This window comes from Evansella clarkii (assembly GCF_002019695.1).
Taxonomy (GTDB): Bacteria; Bacillota; Bacilli; order Bacillales; family Salisediminibacteriaceae; genus Evansella; species Evansella clarkii.
This window is the reverse complement of sequence record NZ_KV917376.1, coordinates 4,119,207-4,138,193: the sequence shown is the minus strand read 5'-3', so window position 1 is coordinate 4,138,193 and position 18,987 is coordinate 4,119,207. Positions and strand designations below refer to the sequence as shown.

The following is an 18,987-nucleotide window of genomic DNA, read 5'->3' as shown; positions in this document are numbered from 1 at the left end:
GGGAGAGGATTAAATGGAGAAAGGCAGATTTGAATACAGAACAGTTATAAAGAAGGATATACGACTCGTTTGGGATTTTTTCTCCGATCCTGTTAATCTTCAAAAAATCACTTCTTTTCCCCGAGTCCAGGTAATAAGGGATTCAGAGCAGGAAGAAGAAAGAATAAAGATTAAACTGAATTTTTTATTTCTGTTCCGTATTACGTGGGATGCTGTCATCACCGAAAAAAGGGACCAGGATTATTTTGTTGATAAAGGAGATAATCTGCCGTTTCCATTAAGACAATGGAAACATACCCACCAGTTTGAAAGCAGCGGCACTGGTACCATTATGACAGACAAGGTCGAGTACATAGCATTTGCTCCTGACATTCTTGTAAAAATGATGCTGATATTAATGTTCAAAAGCCGGGAGAAAAAAATAAAGTCTATTTTTCGTTGAGTTTTAAACGGTTTCAGTCAGGAAGGAAAGGAACCAGGATGTATGCCACAGAAGAGTTATCTGCTGAAAAAAGCCGTTAATTGCCCAATAGTGCTAGTAAATGTATGAAAAAGTATATTCCTAAATTTGAAGTTTTGCCTTATTATTAATAGATAAACTATTTTTCAAATTTTTTACATCTTACAATTAAATATGGAAGGAACTAATTTAATGAAAAAATTTAAACTAGCTTCAGGTGCGGCTTTATTGTTCGTTCTGTCTGCCTGTGGCACGGAAGAAGCGTTAGGGAAAGCAGATGTGCTTGATCGTTCTATTGAGGCAGCCGAAGATCTGGAAGGCTACTCCATGACGATGGAGATGGCTTTTGAAATTATGGAAATGGAAAGCAAGCTTGAAGCTGAAGGAGACGTGACCCATGACCCGGATACTGCTCATTTGCTCATGAGTATGGGGATGATGGGAATGACCATGGAATTTGAAGTTTATCTTTATGAAGACGAAGCATATATGAGCATGTTCGGAGAATGGATAAAGATGGATCCTGAGGAGCTTGGAGCTGACGATTTTAATCAGGTGACAAAGGAAGATATGGAAAAGTACGCAGAATATATTGAGGATTTTGAGATGGCAGAAGAGCAGGATGTATACATTCTGACCCTAACTGGTGAGGGTGACGAATTCAGTGTGCTGATTGAGGACCTTGTTCAGTCGTCTCTAGGGGACTTCCAGCCTGAACAGGATATAGAGGAGTATCTGGAAGATATACGAGTTAACAGTCTGGAGATGGAACTTCATATTGATAAAGAAACATACTTGCAGACCGTCCAGATTGTCAAGGCAGATATAGAGATTTCCGAAGATGGGGAATCCTTGCCGATGAAGATAGATGCGAGGGTGAACATCTCTGATTTTAACGAAGTTGAGCCTGTAGAAATCCCGGAAGAAGTCAGGGAAAACGCAGTGGAAGACTTTATGGATGTTGACGATGACTTACTGTTTGATGACGAATACTTCGAAGATGAACAACTTAGTTTTGAAGAAATTCAGGAGCGTACAGGTTATAAGATCCCAGAGTTAACTGAGGTTCCAGAAGACTATACAATGGCTGATACCTTTTATAATCAGTCAATGGATAGTGTTTATATAAGCTATGAAAAAGACATGGAGAACGGCATTATGTTGTATGTTTACCCGGTAGAATCCCAATTCTTTGGTCACGGAGAAGAGGAAGTTACTATTCAGGGACAGGAAGGCATAATCATTCGGGAAGATTTCTGGATCGACCTAATGTGGGAACAGGAAGGTCTGGCTATCGAATTGTCTGCCATTGGTGAAGATATAACCGAAGAAGAGCTTCTTGAATTAGCAGAAAGCCTCAGCTTTGAATAAATAATAATCCAGCTTATGCGAGTGCGTTTTTTCTGACAAGAAAGAACGCTTTCTTTTTATATTTTTCTGTGAAGGGGTGTTTCGTATGAAAAATATTAAAGAAGTTATATCTTATCTTAAGTACTTTGAGGATGAAAACCAAACATTATACCACTGGGAACCCCATGAAAGATCCTCAGAAGGAAATATTAAATTATCTTACCCTAAATACGACGACAGGCTTAATAGTTTTATAAACGCAGTATATAAATCGGGTTTGTTAATGGATGATTATGCTGTTCACTATAAAAGGAGGTTTTCCAGGACTGACTCCTGAAAAAATCAGTGCCGCCGATATAAAAGAGCTGAGAGGGATGCTTACATTTATCATCCGGGCGGAACGCTTCAGCGATGGTTCCTGGGCGCATGCTGCTAAAGATAAATTATTCTATTATATTCTTAAGCGATTGGACGAGTTGTACAAAAAAAAAGAAGTGAGACATTGACATACAGTCTGTAATGAGATTTCCTTTTACTGGTTAACTTAAAGAAAAGGTTCTGTGATGGTAGATCGGCTTCTCTGCAGGGGAGAGCCTCGTTACTGGCAGGGCTTTAAAGTTAACTTCAAATAAGGAGCTCGTTTATGTCCATAGATGTAATTTTAATGGGGCTTGCGTTTATCACGATTCATCTCCTCGCCAATGATCTGATTCCAGCAGGAAGAGATAAGAGGATGAAATGGTTTTCCTTTTCCGGAGGCCTGGCTGTTTCCTACGTATTTGTATATGTTCTTCCCACGCTCCATAAAGAGCAAATCATCGCAAAAAAACACGGCGATTTTTTCACTATGGAGTCAGAATTGTATTTTGTAGGATTAATTGGTCTCCTCGTTTTTTTTGCTATTCAGAAAGTGGTCAGGAATGCACAGAACAGGAACGAAGAAAGAAAAGCTGTCCTTTTATTCTGGCTCCAGATACTATTCTTTGGCATATATAATATGTTAGTTGCTTATACCGTCATTTCTCATCAGGTACTTGGTATTCAGGCTGTATTTTACGGTCTTGCCGTTGGGCTTCATTTCATTGCTGTCGCCCATGATTTATGGCTGGAGTACGAAGAAATATACAATAAATATGGCAGGTATGTCCTTGCAGCAGGAATAGTGGCCGGCTGGTTTTTAGGCACGGCTGTCAGCTTGCCGCCACTTGGGGAAGCAGCGATTTTCGCCTTTATTTCAGGTGCGATGATCTTGAATGTTATTAAGTACGAACTGCCTCCTGATGAAGAAGCTCACCTGGGGGTTTTCACTGCCGGAGTCGTTTTTTATACTACTGTGACAATGTCTTTGAAATTTTTCTTTCAGTGGTGAGAAAAAAACACCGCAGTTAAACAAAATATTCACAAAATTAACATAGGACAACTTCTGTTCGTTTTCCACGCTTTCTTCGAGGGTATAAAGCTATATAGTACTTATAGTAAATAGGAGGGTCTATTCTTACCTCCGGGGGACACGGTAGAATAGTCTTCTTTTAATCGAGGAGGCAGACAAAGTTGAGATTGAATCAGGAGAACCGGCAAAAATACGAATCTATGATGCGTGATTCCTTGCAGGAAACGGACAGCCAGCAGTTCAGGGAGTTTTTTCTCGAGTTGCATGTATCTGACCAGGCAGATTTCTTCATGAAGCTGGAAGGAGACTTCAGAAAGTTAGTATACAGCTACTTAACTCCGGAAGAATTTGCGGAATTTTTTCACAGGCTGGAACCGGAAGAGCAGGAAATGGCCAGCCAGGAGATGGAAAATCAATATTTATATAGTGTAGTCAATAATCTGTATGCAGATGACGCGGCTGATTTTCTGGCCGACCTTAAGGGCAGTAAAGCAATAGAAATTTTAACAGGGATGGACGATAAAGAAGCAGATGATGTAAAAGAACTGATGTCTTACGAACCGGAAACAGCCGGAGCGATAATGACTAAAGAGTTCATAAAGGTTTCTTCTGCGGAAAAGGCATCCCAAGTGGTAGAGAGGCTCCGCAGGGAAGGACCTGACGCTGAAACAGTTTATTATCTCTATGTGGTGGATGAAGAACATAAACTTGTTGGCGTTGTTTCATTAAGAGATCTCATCATAGCTGATCCGGATGAAATGATTAAAAATATTATGAGTACCCGAGTTGTATCGGTATATACAGATACAGATCAGGAAGAGGTAGCGGGATTAATCAGGAAGTATGATTTTCTTGCAGCGCCTGTTGTAACTCATGGAGGAATTTTAGCGGGTATTGTAACAGTAGACGATATCCTTGATGTTATTGAGGAAGAAGCTACGGAAGATTTTGGTGAAATATCTGCATCAAAAGGAGCGACTGATGTAAACATTAGTGCATTTACGGCTGCAAAGCGCCGGTCGCCATGGATTATTATGCTTATGTTTTTTGGAATGATTACAGCCGGTGTCATCGGCCAGTTTGAGGAGACTCTTGAACAGATTGTTCTGCTGTCTATTTTTATCCCTCTTATTATGGACTCTGCCGGAAACACGGGTACACAGTCTCTTGCAGTAATGGTGCGTTCTTTAGCGACTGGCTCTTTTGCAAAAAAAGGCCTCTGGCATACGATAAGGCGGGAGTTTGGTACAGGGATCATGCTTGGGCTGATATGTGCCGTAACTTTGTTGCTAATTATTCCTTTCCTTTATGAAAGCTACTTACTTGCATTTATTGTTGGAGTGTCGCTTTTAATAACTTTAAGTCTGGCGACAATAGTTGGAGCAGTAATTCCTGTCATTATCAACAAACTGAAACTGGATCCGGCAATCGCTTCAGGACCGTTTATCACTACAATCAATGATATTCTCGGGTTATTAATCTATTTTTCCATAGCAACCGCACTGCTGCAGTATTTATAAAGTGGTTTTCAGTAGAGGTGTTCTACATTTCGTTAAGCGTATAAACATCTGGGATTTCCGCGGTGAAATAGGGGAATAGCAGAATGAGAATCTAAAAGTCTGCTTAAAATGAGGAGTTTAATGAATAGCGGAATGAGGATCCGAGGAAAAGGCAGATCGGATCCTCATTCCGTTAAATTGTAAAAAACGTGCCTTTGGAAGGTGTTACGGTTCCAAGTTCCGTTAATTTATAAATTCTGGGGATTCCGGCGTGAATCAATGGAATAGCGGAATGAGGATCCGCAAATACTCATATTCCCTCTACATAACTCAATGAATGCTAACAAAATAGTAAAGTTATTTTATTTGCAGAGCAGTACCGTTCCACAAAACCAGCCAGAAATAGTGGCGTCATTCCCAAAATGAGAGTATTATTTATTAAGGAAAGTGAAGCAAGGTAGTTACATAGGAGGATCTTTAGAAATTTTAAAGAAAATTTTGCAAAATAAAGCTACTGGATTAGCCGAAATGCACGCCTGCTGGAATCTGCAAGATGGTATTATATTATTGATTATATTTGAAAACGGTTCCATAGTCGCTCTCATTAAAATCTCGTAAAAAAACCAAAGGGAGGTGAAAAAGAGAGTACGCTATGGAATGAACTTCCTGACACGCACCCCACACAAATTTTAACAACGGTTTAATTTTAAAACTTACCATTGTAGAAATTTCAGAAATAATGTTAAATTATACATAGCTGAAACAGGCATTCATTTATTTTTCATCAAATATCGCAAAACTATTTACTATAACAAATCTTCAGACTAACAGGAGTTTATTATGACAGCCAAAACATATTCACCGTACATGTCGTTCACCAGGGAGGAATGGGCGGATTTCCGTAACAATACTCCGTTGACGATTACAGAGCAGGAAATAGAAAAGCTGCAGGGAATAAATGAGAACATTTCTCTTGATGAAGTAGAGGAGATTTATCTGCCGCTGATCCGCTTTTTATCCTTCACATTGAAAGCGGCGAAACAATTACATAAGGTAACAGATGAATTTTTTCAGCAGGAAACACAAAAGGTTCCATACATAATCGGAGTGGCAGGAAGCGTTGCCGTAGGGAAAAGTACGACATCCAGAATCCTCCAGTCATTGCTTGCAGGGCTGCCTGAAGCGCCGAAAGTAGATCTCGTTACAACTGATGGCTTCCTGTACCCTAATAAAATTCTTAAAGAACGTGGTCTTCTGGAAAAAAAGGGTTTTCCTGAAAGCTATGATATTAAAGGGCTGATCCACTTTTTAACAGAGCTTAAATCCGGGAATGTAAAGGCATACGCACCGGTTTATTCCCATCTTCATTATGATATTATTCCAGGGGAATATATTGAAGTTTCCAGGCCGGATATAGTAATTATTGAAGGGATAAATGTTTTGCAGCCGCCAAAACAGGAAGGCAACACGATCCCAAGCCTTTTCGTTTCGGACTTTTTTGATATATCCATCTATGTGGATGCTGAGGAAAAACATATTTTTAACTGGTATGTAGAACGGTTTAAGCTGCTGAAAAAAACAGCGTTTACACAGCCGGAATCCTATTTTAACCGTTATGCATCCCTAACGGACGAGGAAGCGGACGAGGTTGCGGCGGAAATATGGAATAAAATAAACAAAAAAAATCTTGACCAAAATATTAATCCTACAAAAAGCAGGGCGGATATTATCATCAAGAAGGGCATGGACCATCGGGTTGATAATATTGAACTGCGGAAGATCTGATTAGTTTCTCTCCCTCCTCACGGGAATGCATTTGTTTTCCCGGGGGAGGGTAATGTTTTTTTATACTATAAGAAAGCATAAAATTATTAGCAACGTAGCCATCTCGACGCGGATAAAATTTTTAGGATTATAGTATAAGTGCAACTAAGGCAATCCTGCGCCTCTTTTAAGGCTTGGCTTGCCAAGTTTTCTTTATGGATTATCAGTTTGCATCTTAAAGTGCAAGCTTAAGAATGAAAGGGAATAATTTATGAATGCATACCAAAAGAAAATTGTAGTGGCACTTCTGATCGCCACCTTTTTGGCTGCAATCGAAGTGACTGTAATCAGTACAGCAATGCCGGTAATCACACGGGATCTGGGCGGGCTTGACCTAATTAGCTGGGTATTCGCTATTTATTTGCTCTCGTATGCGGTAATGACCCCGATATTTGGCAAGCTTGCTGACTTATTTGGAAGAAAGAAAATATTTATTACGGGCGCCACCTTATTTCTCATCGGGTCGGTACTTTGCGGGATGTCCCAGTCCATGGAGCAGCTCATTATGTTCCGGGCTGTCCAGGGAATTGGTGCAGGGGCGTTAATGCCCATGTCGTTCACAATCGTCGGAGATGTATTCTCCTATGAGCAGCGGGCAAGGGCTCAGGCGATTATCGGCTCGATCTGGGGGATAGCAGGGATATTCGGTCCGCTTGTTGGCGGTTTCTTTGTGGACTTCCTTACGTGGCACTGGATCTTTTTTATGAACATTCCTTTTGGGCTCCTTGCGATGTATTTAATATGGAAGAACCTTGAGGAGAAAATTGAAAAGCGGAAACGTTCCATTGATTACGGCGGAGCGATAACATTTATTATTGGTACAGGGGCGCTTTTATACGCTCTCCTCTCAGGCGGCAGTGAGATCGCCTGGAGCGACCCGGCAATGTTTTATCTGCTGGGAACGGCTGTGGTTTTTCTGGTGATTTTCACAATGATCCAGCTGAAGGTAAAAGAGCCGATGCTGCCGTTCAGGCTGTTTAAGAACAGGCATTTAATGATCGCAAATATTTGCGGCCTTTTGCTTGGGATGATTCTGATTGGCCTGACTGCATACCTTCCGTTGTGGGTCCAGGGAGTTCTGCTTTTGCCGGCAACTTTCTCAGGGCTTACTTTAATACCTATGTCTCTTGGCTGGCCTTTAGGGGCTTTCATTAGCGGGAGGCTGCTGGCCCGTTTCGGTGCAAAGCCAATAACTCTCACTGGAGTTAGTATCATTGCGGCCGGTGCACTTGGACTGAGTTTTATCTCTGAAGTGACACCGAATTTTATTCTCATTATCATTATGTTTTTCACAGGCCTCGGGTTTGGTCTTTCTATGACGATGTTTTCGGTCATTGTCCAGTCCTCTGTTGGCTGGGAAAACAGAGGGACAGCAGCTTCCTCTAATGCATTTTTAAGAACACTGGGGCAGACTCTCGGTATAACGGTTCTAGGGATGATTTTGAACCAGCACATTGGCGGGCATACGAATAACGGAACGGATGTTGCTCCTGACCTTCTAGCTGCAGGGCTGCATTCAACGTTTATTGTCCTGTTCGTGCTCGCTGTACTTGCAGTCATAGCTACAACGGTTCTTCCGAAAGAGGAACCGGAGTTTGCCCGGGAACGAGGCGCAGGGGATTAGGCATTTTCATTATTGATTTTGGGATAGGGGAGTTAGTATGGATACGAAATCAGAATTCGATCCTGTAGAAGAGGTATATAATCAGCGGCTGAGAGGTGCCTTTTTCATCTCCACAACAGACGGAAAAAGGACGCACTTTCATAACGGATGCTGGGTGACGCAATGTTCCCATGAGCCACCGCAAATGCTCGTTTGTTTTCCTAAAGAAATGGAAGGGGCAGAAATAGTCAGCCGCAGCAGGAAATTCGCCTTGAGTATGACTGCAGAAGACCAGGAGCCACTGATGGACCGATTTTTTGCAGGAGATCAGGATATTGATTCGATGGGAGAAGATGAATTTATTTTTAAAGAAACAGGTTGTCCAATCCTGAAGAACTCCCAGGCTTATTTTGATTGTGAAGTTTCTCAGATTATAGATAACCAGGATTTTCTGCTCGTAATTGGAGATGTTTTGTCTGCGGAAATTCTCGATCGGTCAAAACGAAGCCTCACTGTTAACCATTTGATGGAGCGTGAAGGGGGCGTCCCATCAGACGCGGTCGTTCCATTGAGAGGTTTTGATAATAAAAATTAGGATTTAGCGTATAGCAACCCGCCGTGATGGCGGGTTGTTGTTTATTTAATTCAGTGTTTGTCAGGAGGGTAGATGTATTGATAGTTGGTTTATCGGCGAAAATTTTGTTTTATCGGCGAAAGTGCCTAATATATCGGCGAAATTCAGATTTTATCGGCGAACTGCAGTGCTATATCGGCGATGCGCCGATAAGTTTAAGTATCTCTTGTTTCAACTCAATTCTTTTTCTAAAAATGCATCGGTTAAAGTATATTTTCTCGCCTTATTTGTTCCTTCAAAAGGAAGCTCTAATTTAGCTAATAACCGTTTTACAGTATAGGCAGAGTCTATATTTAAGAATTTTCGTACTTCCAGATTGGTCATAGTCTGGTTTACAAGGAGTCCGTAATCCTGGAATGCGGCCAGGTGGGCAGTGTTAGACAATGTGCCGCACTGAAGGCACAGCCAGCTGCCGTGAACCCTTTTCATAGGTACTTTTTTGCAGCTGGGACAATAAACGCCCTGGATTAATTCATTTTTATTAATCTTATAGTTTCTCAGAAGATCTGGGTTTTCATCAATATGGTATTTCAGAAGCAGTTTAGAAAGCTTGCGGAGATCTTTAGGAGTCAAGTGGGGTAAATGGCGGTTATTTTTTAAATGGTGGATGCGGTTAATTAAATCAGCGCTTTGGACAACTTTCCTGGGAGCATTGGTGCTGCCGGGGCTGCTTTTTAAAATTGTCTGCTGGTTTGCGTTCACCACGAGTGTTTCTATTGGTACTGCGGGGAATTTAAATTTTTTGAGCCAGTCTGCGAGCTGGGAAGCCTGGTGGTTCACTTGAGTGATAGGGTCCTTGAATGCCTGTTCTTCTCCTGCAGAAGAATAGCGAATCATCTGCCTGAACTTTTCATCGAATAAAAGCGTTCCGTTAATTGTTTTTGTTTCTAAGATAAGGATGAAAGCAGAAGTGAGGAGAAGCGTGTCCATCTGGAAAAAATAAGTGGCGCCTTTTAACCTGATGTGGTGGAGAATAAGGTATTCTTTTTCTGGGAGAAAGCTGAGGTAGTAATTAAGAGAGTTTTCTCCCCGATGGGCTGCGAGGTTAATTGCCGTGTCTCTTTCTGCTGCAGGATATTGAGGGTGCTGCGGGGGAAGTCTCCTAGCTAAAGCAATAAGTTTTTTCGTTTTGATGGGGAGTTTGCGAGGTTTTATGAACAAGACGTATGCCTCCTTTTATGTAGTAGCTAATAAATTCGCCTTAACTTGCAGGAATCCTTCTTAAAGTACGTAGTATTTTTAGTTTATCGGCGAAAATTTTGTTTTATCGGCGAAAGTGCTTAATATATCGGCGAAATTCAGATTTTATCGGCGAACTGCAGTGCTATATCGGCGATGCGCCGATATCCGCCCATAACCCCCCATTGACCCCGCCCAAAAAACACCCTGCAAAGTTATAAAAAAACTGGTACGATATTAATCGGAAGCTTATTGTTTAGGAGAGATACTCATGGTCAAAAAAATAAATCATTTTATTAATAAAGCAGGCGGTTTTATGGAGTTTGCCTATAGAGAACACAGATTTCTTGCGATTGTATCAGCCATAATTGTGGTTGTCGTCTTCTTTTTAATATCTTACAGATTCGGTTTATTTCTCGGAGAGAGAATCTGGTAGACGAAAAAGAGCGTGCCGAAGGAAAAGGTCAATATTCCTTTTTCCCGGCACGCTTTTTCCACAATCAATCCTGATAATATTACTAGTCCATAGATGACCCAGTCAGGAACTTCGCTGCCATCCTTTTTATAATTTCCTATATCCCCACAAACCGGCAAGATATTTAGAGGCTCTGTTGTTGTGCTCCACAGAATAGCTTCACTTTCCACAAGTATAATAATTTTCCCTCACCTTCTCTATACTGTTCATTGAGGAAACATAGTACCATAGAGATATATTAACTGAAAAATAATGTAAATTCAGAATTGACCATATTTTCATACAGTGGTAAATTTGAGGAAATGCGGTTTATATTTTATGGAAACTTAGAGAGGATGAAGTCTGTTGATAAAATTTGAAAAGCCAACAGTAGAACAGTTTTTTCAGACGTACGTGATTACTCAATTCACGGTAACTGATGACGAAAAGAAACTTATTTTTTCCAGCAACCTGAACGGGAAGATGAATGTATGGGCGATGGATATGGACAGAGGGTATCCATATATGTTTGGCCATACAGAGCAATCGTGCAGCTTTCTGAAAGCGGATCCGAAAGAGCGTTTTGTACTGGGGGGATTTGACCGGGATGGAGATGAAAACCATCATATATATGCTTTTCCTTTTGAAGGCGGAAAGCCGAAAAAGCTGATTGAAGCTGATGAGAACGATAAATATTTTTTCGCCCATTTAAGTAAAGACGGGGAGAGGCTCTACTATGTGACGAGCAAGGATAATCCTCAGTTTTTAAAAGGTTTCGTTTATCATATCAGCGAAGACAGGCATGAGGAGTTATATTCAGGTGATGGGGCTGCCACTTATATTGGCTCCGTATCTCAGGACGAAAAATATGCTGTAATAATTAAATTTTATGCTAATACATACACCGTTGGATATTTGCTGAACCTGGAGTCAGGCGAAATGACAGCCATTTCTAAGGATCCGGAGCGCGTTCATGTGTTTGGAGATGCTGCGTTTATTTCTGATGATGAAATTATATATATCACTAATGATGAAGCAGAGTTTGATTATGTCATGAAATACAATATCCGCACCGGAAATCATGAGCGCTTTGCAGAATTTGAAAATGAAAGTGCTTCGACTCTGAAGTGGCATAAGGGGTCAGAAACAGTTTATATCGTCACGGAAACAGGCGTGGAAGATTTTATTTATAAGATGAAAGCCGGGGACTCTGAACCGGAGCGTCTTTCGTCCCCAGTTACACAAGTTGATGGATTCACCGTTTCCAAAAACGGAAACGCCTATCTTGTGGGCCGTACTGCAGTGGAACCTTTCAATATTTACCGGACGACAAAAAACGGTGAATGGGAAAAGGTGACGGATAACCGTGTGCTTGGTGTGTCCCAGGAGGAGATGGTGGATCCGGAGGTCGTTTCTTATTCCTCATTCGACGGGAAGGAAATCGAAGCCCTTTGGTTTAAGGCAAAACCGGAGCAGGATAATGGCCATGTAATTTTCTGGCCCCACGGCGGTCCTCAGGCTGCGGAGAGAAAAATGTTCCGGGCTATGTTCCAGTGCCTGCTAAACCGTGGATATTCCATTTTCGCACCAAACTTCCGGGGAAGTACCGGCTATGGAGCCACGTTTGTAAAGCTTGTGGAACGTGACTGGGGTGAAGGTCCACGCCTTGACTGTGTTGCTGGAATTGAGTGGCTTTTCGAGACTGGAAAAAGCGACAGAGACAAACTCTTCGTTCTTGGAGGAAGCTATGGCGGATATATGACGCTGCTCCTTGCCGGCCGCCATCCGGAGTATTTTAAAGCGGTTATTGATATCTTTGGGGTTTCTAACCTGTTTACATTTGTTAAGTCCGTGCCTGAACACTGGAAGCCGATCATGGATAAATGGGTCGGGGATCCGGAGCGGGATAAAGAGCGCTTCGAAAAAGATTCGCCTATCACTTACTTAGATTCCATGAGAAAGCCAATGCTCGTTATTCAGGGGGCGAACGACCCGCGTGTTGTAAAAGAAGAGTCGGATCAAATAGTAGAGAAGCTGAAGGAACAGGGCACAGAGGTGGACTACTTAGTGCTTGATGATGAAGGCCACGGCTTTTCTAAAAAAGAAAACGAAATCAAAGTATATAAGCAGATTATCGACTTTTTAGATAAGCATCAATAATTAATAAAGACCATCTGTGGGACGCTCCTGCAGATGGTTTCTTTGCTTAAATAAAAAATTTTTATTTTTCTCCAACACTTTTCGTATTTGAAACGTTATCTATATGAAGAGCAGCAAAAACCAGACACAGAACCGGGACACGGGCATTTGAAAGGGATTTTAAAAGCCAAAAAAGAAGTGAGTGAGTTTATGAATGTTACAGTCTTATATGAAAACTTAAAAGACGATCTGTTCCGTTTTGCCCGGTCTGTTTCAAGGCATGAACAGGAGGCGAACGATCTCGTGCAAATTGCTTTAGTTAAAGCCTGGCAGGAAGAAAAACTACTTAGCCTCCCGGAATACAAGCAGCGTGCATGGTTTTACCGGGTGATGAAAAATCAGCTTATCGATGAGCGGAGAAAAGAAAAACGGCTGACAGAGTGGGAGGATGATATCGTATTGCCGGCACGGGTAATTGCAGCTGACCACCTTGAAATAACAGAACTGCTGTCTCAGCTGCCTAATGAATTCAGTGATATTGTTTTTAAACGATACTGGCTTGGCCTTTCCAGCAAAGAGATCGGCACTCAGCTCGGACTGCCGGATTCTACAGTAAGATATAAGCTCCGCCAGGCTATAAGCAGATTAAGAAAAATATTAGAGGAGGAAAAATAATGGGCCAGATTATTGGAAATGTTGGAGTTTTAGATTTAACAAAGGCAACAGAAGAGAGTATCCAGGGAATTGATGAAATCAGCAATGCAGGGGTGGTGCTTTACCGGCCTGAAACGGCTCATTTCTTAACCAGGCTGAACATCGGCAATATTGGAAAAAGCAAGGAATTACCGGAAGGGGCCCAGTTACACCAGGGGGTACTGACAATTGACAAAGGTTACCTCGCCTCCATTAAGGATACTATGAAGCTGTTTATTATCGGAGTTGTTATTTTTGATAAAAATATTGATCCTGAACAAATTTCCAAAGAAAAATTAATGATTACCGGGATTGGAAAAGTGTATGCACCGTCGCACTTGTCGGGGCCGGCCAGCAGTACTGTTACCGATGGGACTATCAGTGTAAGCGTTTATGAAGGGGCACCTCCCCGAATTGAAAATGGAGAATTCACCTTAACAAACACGTATCTCGACGGTCAGGAGGAGAATGTGAATCTTCTTGTGAACGGTGTACTCAAGCTCGCCAGGGATTTAGACATGAAGAAATTTAATGAAAAGCTTAACAAGCTGGAAGTTAACGGCGTTTTGAATTTGTATGCTGAACAGGAAACAGAGTTTTACAGAAAAAAGGCAGATATAACCGGAGTCGTGGAAGTTACACCAGCCGGGTACGAGGTTTTTTCGAAACTTACGAGAATCAATTCCCGGTCTGTCCGCCGGTTTAAGAGCAAAAAGGTTTTTACAAAGAGGCCGATTATTTTTGAAGCGGATGTAACAAGAGAGCTTATCAGCAAGACATTTACAAATATTCAGACCTCCTCCTATATCGTCTGCCATGAATCGCTGGAAGATATCATGTACGAGATTACCAATATTGAAGCAGAAATTCTCCCTTACGAGCACAGCTTTGTATTGATCAGAGACGATGAAACATGGTCCAATGAGGAGTTTCTTGCACTGGAAAAACCGGTGAATTTTATCGTCGACGGGCAGCTGACCCTTCAGAAGGATGTAAAAGGGGATGTGTTAAAGGAGAAGGTTGCTGCTGTGGATGTACTGAGCGAGATTATTATTCAGGAGAAGCAACTGAAAGGCAGCCTGCAGAGTCTGGTTCGAGTTAATACCGGGAGAATTATTGAAGCGGAGAAGAAGAGAAACGGTGACTCAGTTACTTTAAAAAATGTAGGGGAACTTTCCCTTTAAGGAAGAGGGCGAAAAAGAGTTTCAAGTATCATTAATAGTGGCAGAAAGTGTTTAAGCTAAATTAGTAGTTTACCGATTTTATATTAATATGCACTGTAAAAAGCGCCTCTTTCGGATGAAAGAGGCTTTTTGTTTTGCAGTTGTAAGGGAAACAAACACATAAAGGACAATAGAGAGGGGGAAAAGTATGGTAGATACAGAACTGATGGGCTGGTGGATGATCTTTCCCCTTGCTCTTGGGGCAGTGGTTTTTGGAATAGCCATTTACGGTCTTATAAGGTTAATCCGGAGATGGTCGAGGCAGAAAAATAAAGATAGAGAAGACCATAGTCTTTAGCTTACCTCTTGGTTTTCATTTAGTAACCTTTTATCCCCTTTAAAAGGAGGAAACCCAATATGAAAGAAAGCCAAATTGGAACATATGAGAACAACAAAGCAGTAAAAATGAAGCTGAAAAAACTCCGTGAACAGGTGATGGTCATTACCGGCGCGTCGAGCGGAATCGGTCTTGTTACAGCAAGAATAGCTGCTAAAAAGGGAGCCAGACTAGTCCTGGCCGCAAGAAATGAAGAAGCTTTGCGGGAATTAACGGACGAGCTGAGGGAAAAAGAAGGCTGCAGAGCAGTCTGGGTAAAAGCTGACGTGAGCCGTGAAGAAGAAGTAGCTTACGTTGCTAAAACAGCCCTTGTACATTTTGGACGTTTTGACACGTGGGTGAATAATGCTGGTGTAGCTATATTCGGAAAAGGGGCAGAGGTTACAATAAGAGATATGCGTAATTTGTTCGAAACCAATTTCTGGAGCGCTGTATATGGAACAAGGGTGGCGGTCAGGCATTTTAAAGAAAGAGGAGAGGCAGGGGCTGTAATTAACGTTGGCAGTGCATATGGTGATGTTGGCGTAGTTTTACAGCCGGCATATTCTTCCTCAAAACACGCCCTCCATGGCTGGACGGAGAGTATCAGAAGAGAGCTGGAAGCAGAAAAATCGCCTGTTTCTGTCACTTTAATTCATGCAGGAAGAGTGGATACCCCACTAAATGAGCATGCAGTAAGCTATCTGAAACAGCAGCCTGCCCATGGGGAGATGATCTATCCTCCGGAAGCTGTAGCTGAGGCAATATTATTTTCAGCGGAAAACCGGAAGAGCGATATGTACGTGGGAGCTCAGGCAAGGTTGGGCGATTTAATCGGAACAATCTCTCCTAGAGCAGGAGATGTTGTCAATTCTCTGGTGATGACCCGTACACAGCATGCAAAAAGGCCATCGAAGCCGAAGGAGGACAACGCACTCTATGTGGCAGGCTACGGGTTACATGAGCGTGGAACAAACGTAGGCTGGGTAAGGGGAAGAAGCTATTATGTAAAGGCTGTGAAACACCCATGGATTACAATGCTGGCTGCTGCAGGAGCAGGTGTTTTATTATGGAGGCTTGCTAATAAAAGATCTAAAACTACTATTGTAAAATACAGATGATTCCTCAGTATGTGAGAGGACGCATGGTTTACTCCGTAAATCATGCGTTTTTTATTGCCTGCCTTTCTGTGACAGACAGATTAAGACCTATTTCCCAACAATTTGCTAATAAGTTAAGTAATACTATTACTTTTCTTGTGGTTTGCAATGATTTATGTATCATTAAATGACTGGTAATTCAAAATATTCTAAAATAAGACTAATGCTTTTGGTTACAGAAGGAAGGCATTCTTTTATTTTGGATAAGGAGGTGAGAAATTGGCAGTTGCCTTGCTTCTGAATAAATAATAAGGAGCTGTTGCATGGATGCTGAAAATTAAAAAGATGAAAACAATGTTTTTAAGCTTAACAGCTTTTTTAATGGTATCAACCCCAGTGGCTATAGCATGCGGACTACATGTAGACTCGAGTAAATTTACTACAGTTGAAGCAGGAGAAGCAACATTTGGAGGGGTGCCTGAAATTGAAACCTCACGGACGTTTTCAAATTTATCAGAGGTGGCAGCAGTTCCCCTTGAAGAACGTAAAGGTGTAGGAGTAACTACAGCAGATGTATACGCACACCAGGGCTATGCCTATCTTGGAACTCACCGTGGAGCTTGCTCCAATGAAGGTGTCAGAGTGTTTGACATGCAGGACCCTAGGAATCCTGAGGAGATAGCTGTATTCGCTGATGACATTCCAGGAACCTGGCAGGAAAAAGTGATCGTTAAGCGGGTTAACACACCTCATTTTTCTGGTGACTTAGCTGCAGTAAGTGTTCAAAGGTGTGACAGGGATGCAGCTTCTAATGGAGGTACAGTGCTTTATGATGTAACTGATCCTGCAAATCCTGAATTCCTTTCCTTCTGGGAAACTCCTGAGGAAGTTTTAACTGGCACACATGAATTATACTTAACGACTCAAGGCAACCGTGCTCTTGTACTTACAGCTGACATTTATGCCGATTTCTATACAGGTGGCGAACAAGGAGACTTCTCGATAATCGATGTTTCCGATCCGGCAAACCCGGAAACTATTTATAACTGGGATGGAAGAGAGCATATCGAAGGTTATGACGGATATAACTTTACCGATGAATACGGCAAAGACAGAATTGCCTTTGCCCACAGTGTAATAACAGATCCAACTGGTAAATATGCGTATGTCTCGTACTGGGACGCAGGTACAGTGATCTTTGATATTTCCAATCCGGAAAATCCTCAAGTATTAGGGAGTACATCCTTTGAAGCCGACGTACAGGGGGCTGCGCACTCCGCTGCACTTGCAAAAGGCGGTAATATTTTAATTGAAACGAGAGAGGTATTTAATCCGGATCCAGCCGATCCTGAATATGAGCGAGGATGGGGATATACAAGAATCTACGATATTAAAGACAAATCAAATCCAGTATTAATAAGCGATTTCCGGACAACCAACTCAGTTGAACAGATTGTAGCCGGTGAAAGAGAACCTGGTACATTTACAGTGCACGATCCGAAAGTTCGTGGCAATACTCTGTATCTGTCACACTATGCTGACGGTATCAGAGTAGTAGATATTTCTGATGCTGCTAACCCTGTTGAGGTAGCTTCTTATGTTCCTGACCAGGCGAATATATGGGGTGTTTATGTGGACCGTAATTATATTTTAGGTTCCGATATGGGAAGCGGACTGAAGGTGCTGCAGCGCGTACCTGACAGAGCAAATGGAGGCCAGGGCAGTAATATACGTTAATAAAAAGAGGCCAGGGCGGCCTCTTTTTTGTACAGTTTATTAATCAAGCTGATCTGCCGGGCCGAAAAATTCAAAGTGGCTTTTTTCTTCCGGAACTCCCCAGTCTGATAATGCTTTCTTTATAGCTCTCATGAACGGAACCGGGCCGCAGAAATAAAATTCACCTTTATTGCTTTCAACTACCGACTGCAGCCATTCCTGGTCCACATAGCCTTCTTTATCAAATCTCTTTTCATTACTGTCTTTGTCCGTTGGTTTTTCATAACAAACATAATAGTTTACGTTTTCATTGTTATCAGCGAGTTCCTTCACATGCTCGTGCAAGGCATGTGTCTTGCTGTTGATAGCTGCATGAATGAAAGTTACTTTCCGTTCAGGCTGTTTTTCAGTAACCGTATTCAGCATGCTGATCATAGGAGTAAGGCCGACTCCGCCGCTGATTAGTACAACCGGTTCTGTGCTTTCCGTATTTAAGAAGAAGTCGCCTGCAGGAGCTGTAACTTCAATTGTATCTCCTTCGTTTAGGTGGTCGTGAAGGTAATTGGAAGCTACGCCATCTGCTACTTCATCGGAAGTTTCTTTTTTAACACTGATTCGGTAATAACCTTTTCCAGGTGCATCGGATAAGCTGTACTGGCGGACATGAGTGTATTTTTCCCCGGAGATTCTCAGTCTGACACTAATATACTGGCCAGGAAGGAAATCAGCGATTGGCTCTCCGTCTTTTGCTTTTAAATAGAAGGAAGTAATCACATCACTTTCCGGCACTTTCTTTTCCACGGTGAAATTTCTGAACCCGTTCCAGCCGCCTGTTTTGGCTGCTGTTTCTTCATACATTTCTTTTTCAACCTGAATGAATACATCGGCAATTACCCCATATGCTTTCCCCCAGGATTCTATAATCTCATCGGTTGCTGCTTCTCCGAGAACATCCTTAATTCCGAGCAATAAGTATTTTCCTACGATAGGATATTGCTCTGCTTTAATTTGCAGGCTTCTATGTTTGTGGGCGATTTGTTTAACAACTGGCAGAATGACTTCCAGGTTATCAATGTATTGTGCAGCTGCGTATACAGTATTCGCAAGAGCCCTCGGCTGTTTCCCCTGTTTTTGGTTCGCGTGATTGAAGACGTTTAACAGTTCCGGATGGTTTTCAAACATCATCTCATAAAATCTCGTTGTAATTGCTTCCCCATGTTCCGCTAGTACAGGAGCTGTCGATTTAACAATATCAATTGTTTTTTGGTCTAAAACTTTTGTAGCAGTAGTCACTCAAAATCTCCCCTTTAATAATATTTTTACTGTGAATAACATGTATTTTGAATACATCTTTAATTATAGAGGTTTATATTGCTAAAACCAGTATTTCAGATACATGTTTGAAAT

Annotated in this window: 18 protein-coding genes; 16 read left to right on the top strand and 2 right to left on the bottom strand. The window is 41.8% G+C overall.

What is annotated here, in order from left to right:
• The first annotated feature begins 13 nt into the window (after positions 1 to 13).
• The 9 genes from BK582_RS19525 to BK582_RS19490 all read left to right on the top strand — a co-directional run bounded on the left by BK582_RS19525 (position 14) and on the right by BK582_RS19490 (position 8,721).
• Entirely contained in the window at positions 14 to 442 is a 429-nt protein-coding gene (locus BK582_RS19525) for an SRPBCC family protein (protein WP_078596644.1), read from the top strand.
• 210 nt (positions 443 to 652) lie between these two features.
• Complete coding sequence (locus BK582_RS19520) at positions 653 to 1,831, top strand: DUF6612 family protein (RefSeq protein ID WP_169911149.1); 1,179 nt, start codon at positions 653 to 655, stop codon at positions 1,829 to 1,831.
• Positions 1,832 to 1,916: 85 nt separating this feature from the next.
• The gene (locus BK582_RS19515) at positions 1,917 to 2,147 is read left to right on the top strand and encodes a DUF6508 domain-containing protein (protein WP_078596642.1); all 231 of its coding nucleotides are present in this window, start codon (positions 1,917 to 1,919) and stop codon (positions 2,145 to 2,147) included.
• Complete coding sequence (locus tag BK582_RS28350; protein WP_420841236.1) at positions 2,098 to 2,316, top strand: DUF6508 domain-containing protein; 219 nt, start codon at positions 2,098 to 2,100, stop codon at positions 2,314 to 2,316. Before BK582_RS19515 ends, BK582_RS28350 begins: the two co-directional genes overlap by 50 nt.
• Before the next feature lie 137 nt (positions 2,317 to 2,453).
• The gene (locus tag BK582_RS19510) at positions 2,454 to 3,179 is read left to right on the top strand and encodes a hypothetical protein (RefSeq protein WP_078596641.1); all 726 of its coding nucleotides are present in this window, start codon (positions 2,454 to 2,456) and stop codon (positions 3,177 to 3,179) included.
• 182 nt (positions 3,180 to 3,361) lie between these two features.
• Positions 3,362 to 4,720: a magnesium transporter gene (gene mgtE, locus BK582_RS19505; protein WP_331248765.1), complete on the top strand. Its 1,359-nt coding sequence runs from the start codon at positions 3,362 to 3,364 to the stop codon at positions 4,718 to 4,720.
• Between the two features lie 819 nt (positions 4,721 to 5,539).
• Positions 5,540 to 6,484, top strand: coding sequence for a type I pantothenate kinase (gene coaA / locus BK582_RS19500; protein WP_078596640.1), 945 nt, complete (start codon positions 5,540 to 5,542; stop codon positions 6,482 to 6,484).
• Between the two features lie 250 nt (positions 6,485 to 6,734).
• A complete protein-coding gene (locus BK582_RS19495; protein WP_078596639.1) occupies positions 6,735 to 8,147 on the top strand; it encodes an MDR family MFS transporter in 1,413 nt (470 codons plus the stop codon).
• 37 nt (positions 8,148 to 8,184) lie between these two features.
• The gene (locus tag BK582_RS19490) at positions 8,185 to 8,721 is read left to right on the top strand and encodes a flavin reductase family protein (RefSeq protein ID WP_078596638.1); all 537 of its coding nucleotides are present in this window, start codon (positions 8,185 to 8,187) and stop codon (positions 8,719 to 8,721) included.
• Positions 8,722 to 8,931: 210 nt separating this feature from the next.
• Here BK582_RS19490 and BK582_RS19485 read toward each other — a convergent pair whose 3' ends face one another.
• On the bottom strand, positions 8,932 to 9,921 hold the full coding sequence (locus BK582_RS19485; RefSeq protein ID WP_078596637.1) for a nuclease-related domain-containing protein: 990 nt from the start codon (positions 9,919 to 9,921) through the stop codon (positions 8,932 to 8,934).
• A 289-nt stretch (positions 9,922 to 10,210) separates the two neighbouring features.
• Here BK582_RS19485 and BK582_RS27230 point away from each other — a divergent pair, with 289 nt between their 5' ends.
• From BK582_RS27230 to BK582_RS19460, 7 genes are all read left to right on the top strand, one after another.
• Positions 10,211 to 10,375, top strand: a complete 165-nt coding sequence (locus BK582_RS27230) for a hypothetical protein (RefSeq protein ID WP_167553206.1) — start codon at positions 10,211 to 10,213, stop codon at positions 10,373 to 10,375.
• Positions 10,376 to 10,759: 384 nt separating this feature from the next.
• On the top strand, positions 10,760 to 12,553 hold the full coding sequence (locus BK582_RS19480; RefSeq protein WP_078596636.1) for a S9 family peptidase: 1,794 nt from the start codon (positions 10,760 to 10,762) through the stop codon (positions 12,551 to 12,553).
• A gap of 87 nt (positions 12,554 to 12,640) precedes the next feature.
• Complete coding sequence (locus BK582_RS19475) at positions 12,641 to 13,207, top strand: RNA polymerase sigma factor (RefSeq protein ID WP_244895433.1); 567 nt, start codon at positions 12,641 to 12,643, stop codon at positions 13,205 to 13,207.
• The gene (locus BK582_RS19470) at positions 13,207 to 14,409 is read left to right on the top strand and encodes a hypothetical protein (protein ID WP_078596635.1); all 1,203 of its coding nucleotides are present in this window, start codon (positions 13,207 to 13,209) and stop codon (positions 14,407 to 14,409) included. The genes BK582_RS19475 and BK582_RS19470 overlap by 1 nt, the downstream gene beginning before the upstream one ends.
• A gap of 187 nt (positions 14,410 to 14,596) precedes the next feature.
• The gene (locus BK582_RS27225; RefSeq protein ID WP_169911147.1) at positions 14,597 to 14,746 is read left to right on the top strand and encodes a hypothetical protein; all 150 of its coding nucleotides are present in this window, start codon (positions 14,597 to 14,599) and stop codon (positions 14,744 to 14,746) included.
• Positions 14,747 to 14,805: 59 nt separating this feature from the next.
• Positions 14,806 to 15,885, top strand: a complete 1,080-nt coding sequence (locus tag BK582_RS19465) for an SDR family oxidoreductase (protein ID WP_078596634.1) — start codon at positions 14,806 to 14,808, stop codon at positions 15,883 to 15,885.
• Positions 15,886 to 16,191: 306 nt separating this feature from the next.
• Positions 16,192 to 17,601: an LVIVD repeat-containing protein gene (locus BK582_RS19460; RefSeq protein ID WP_236939218.1), complete on the top strand. Its 1,410-nt coding sequence runs from the start codon at positions 16,192 to 16,194 to the stop codon at positions 17,599 to 17,601.
• A 39-nt stretch (positions 17,602 to 17,640) separates the two neighbouring features.
• Here BK582_RS19460 and hmpA read toward each other — a convergent pair whose 3' ends face one another.
• Positions 17,641 to 18,873 (bottom strand): NO-inducible flavohemoprotein, encoded by a 1,233-nt coding sequence (gene hmpA / locus BK582_RS19455; RefSeq protein ID WP_078596633.1) that lies wholly within the window; start codon positions 18,871 to 18,873, stop codon positions 17,641 to 17,643.
• Positions 18,874 to 18,987: the final 114 nt, after the last annotated feature.

Excerpts from the sequence above, each read along its gene's own strand:
- BK582_RS27225 (WP_169911147.1), top strand. The coding sequence starts at position 14,597 with ATGGTAGATACAGAACTGATGGGCTGGTGGATGATCTTTCCCCTTGCT.
- BK582_RS19495 (WP_078596639.1), top strand. The coding sequence starts at position 6,735 with ATGAATGCATACCAAAAGAAAATTGTAGTGGCACTTCTGATCGCCACC.
- BK582_RS19470 (WP_078596635.1), top strand. The coding sequence starts at position 13,207 with ATGGGCCAGATTATTGGAAATGTTGGAGTTTTAGATTTAACAAAGGCA.
- coaA (WP_078596640.1), top strand. The coding sequence starts at position 5,540 with ATGACAGCCAAAACATATTCACCGTACATGTCGTTCACCAGGGAGGAA.
- BK582_RS19520 (WP_169911149.1), top strand. The coding sequence starts at position 653 with ATGAAAAAATTTAAACTAGCTTCAGGTGCGGCTTTATTGTTCGTTCTG.
- BK582_RS19460 (WP_236939218.1), top strand. The coding sequence starts at position 16,192 with ATGCTGAAAATTAAAAAGATGAAAACAATGTTTTTAAGCTTAACAGCT.
- BK582_RS19515 (WP_078596642.1), top strand. The coding sequence starts at position 1,917 with ATGAAAAATATTAAAGAAGTTATATCTTATCTTAAGTACTTTGAGGAT.
- BK582_RS28350 (WP_420841236.1), top strand. The coding sequence starts at position 2,098 with ATGATTATGCTGTTCACTATAAAAGGAGGTTTTCCAGGACTGACTCCT.
- BK582_RS19490 (WP_078596638.1), top strand. The coding sequence starts at position 8,185 with ATGGATACGAAATCAGAATTCGATCCTGTAGAAGAGGTATATAATCAG.
- BK582_RS19465 (WP_078596634.1), top strand. The coding sequence starts at position 14,806 with ATGAAAGAAAGCCAAATTGGAACATATGAGAACAACAAAGCAGTAAAA.
- BK582_RS19510 (WP_078596641.1), top strand. The coding sequence starts at position 2,454 with ATGTCCATAGATGTAATTTTAATGGGGCTTGCGTTTATCACGATTCAT.
- BK582_RS19525 (WP_078596644.1), top strand. The coding sequence starts at position 14 with ATGGAGAAAGGCAGATTTGAATACAGAACAGTTATAAAGAAGGATATA.
- BK582_RS27230 (WP_167553206.1), top strand. The coding sequence starts at position 10,211 with ATGGTCAAAAAAATAAATCATTTTATTAATAAAGCAGGCGGTTTTATG.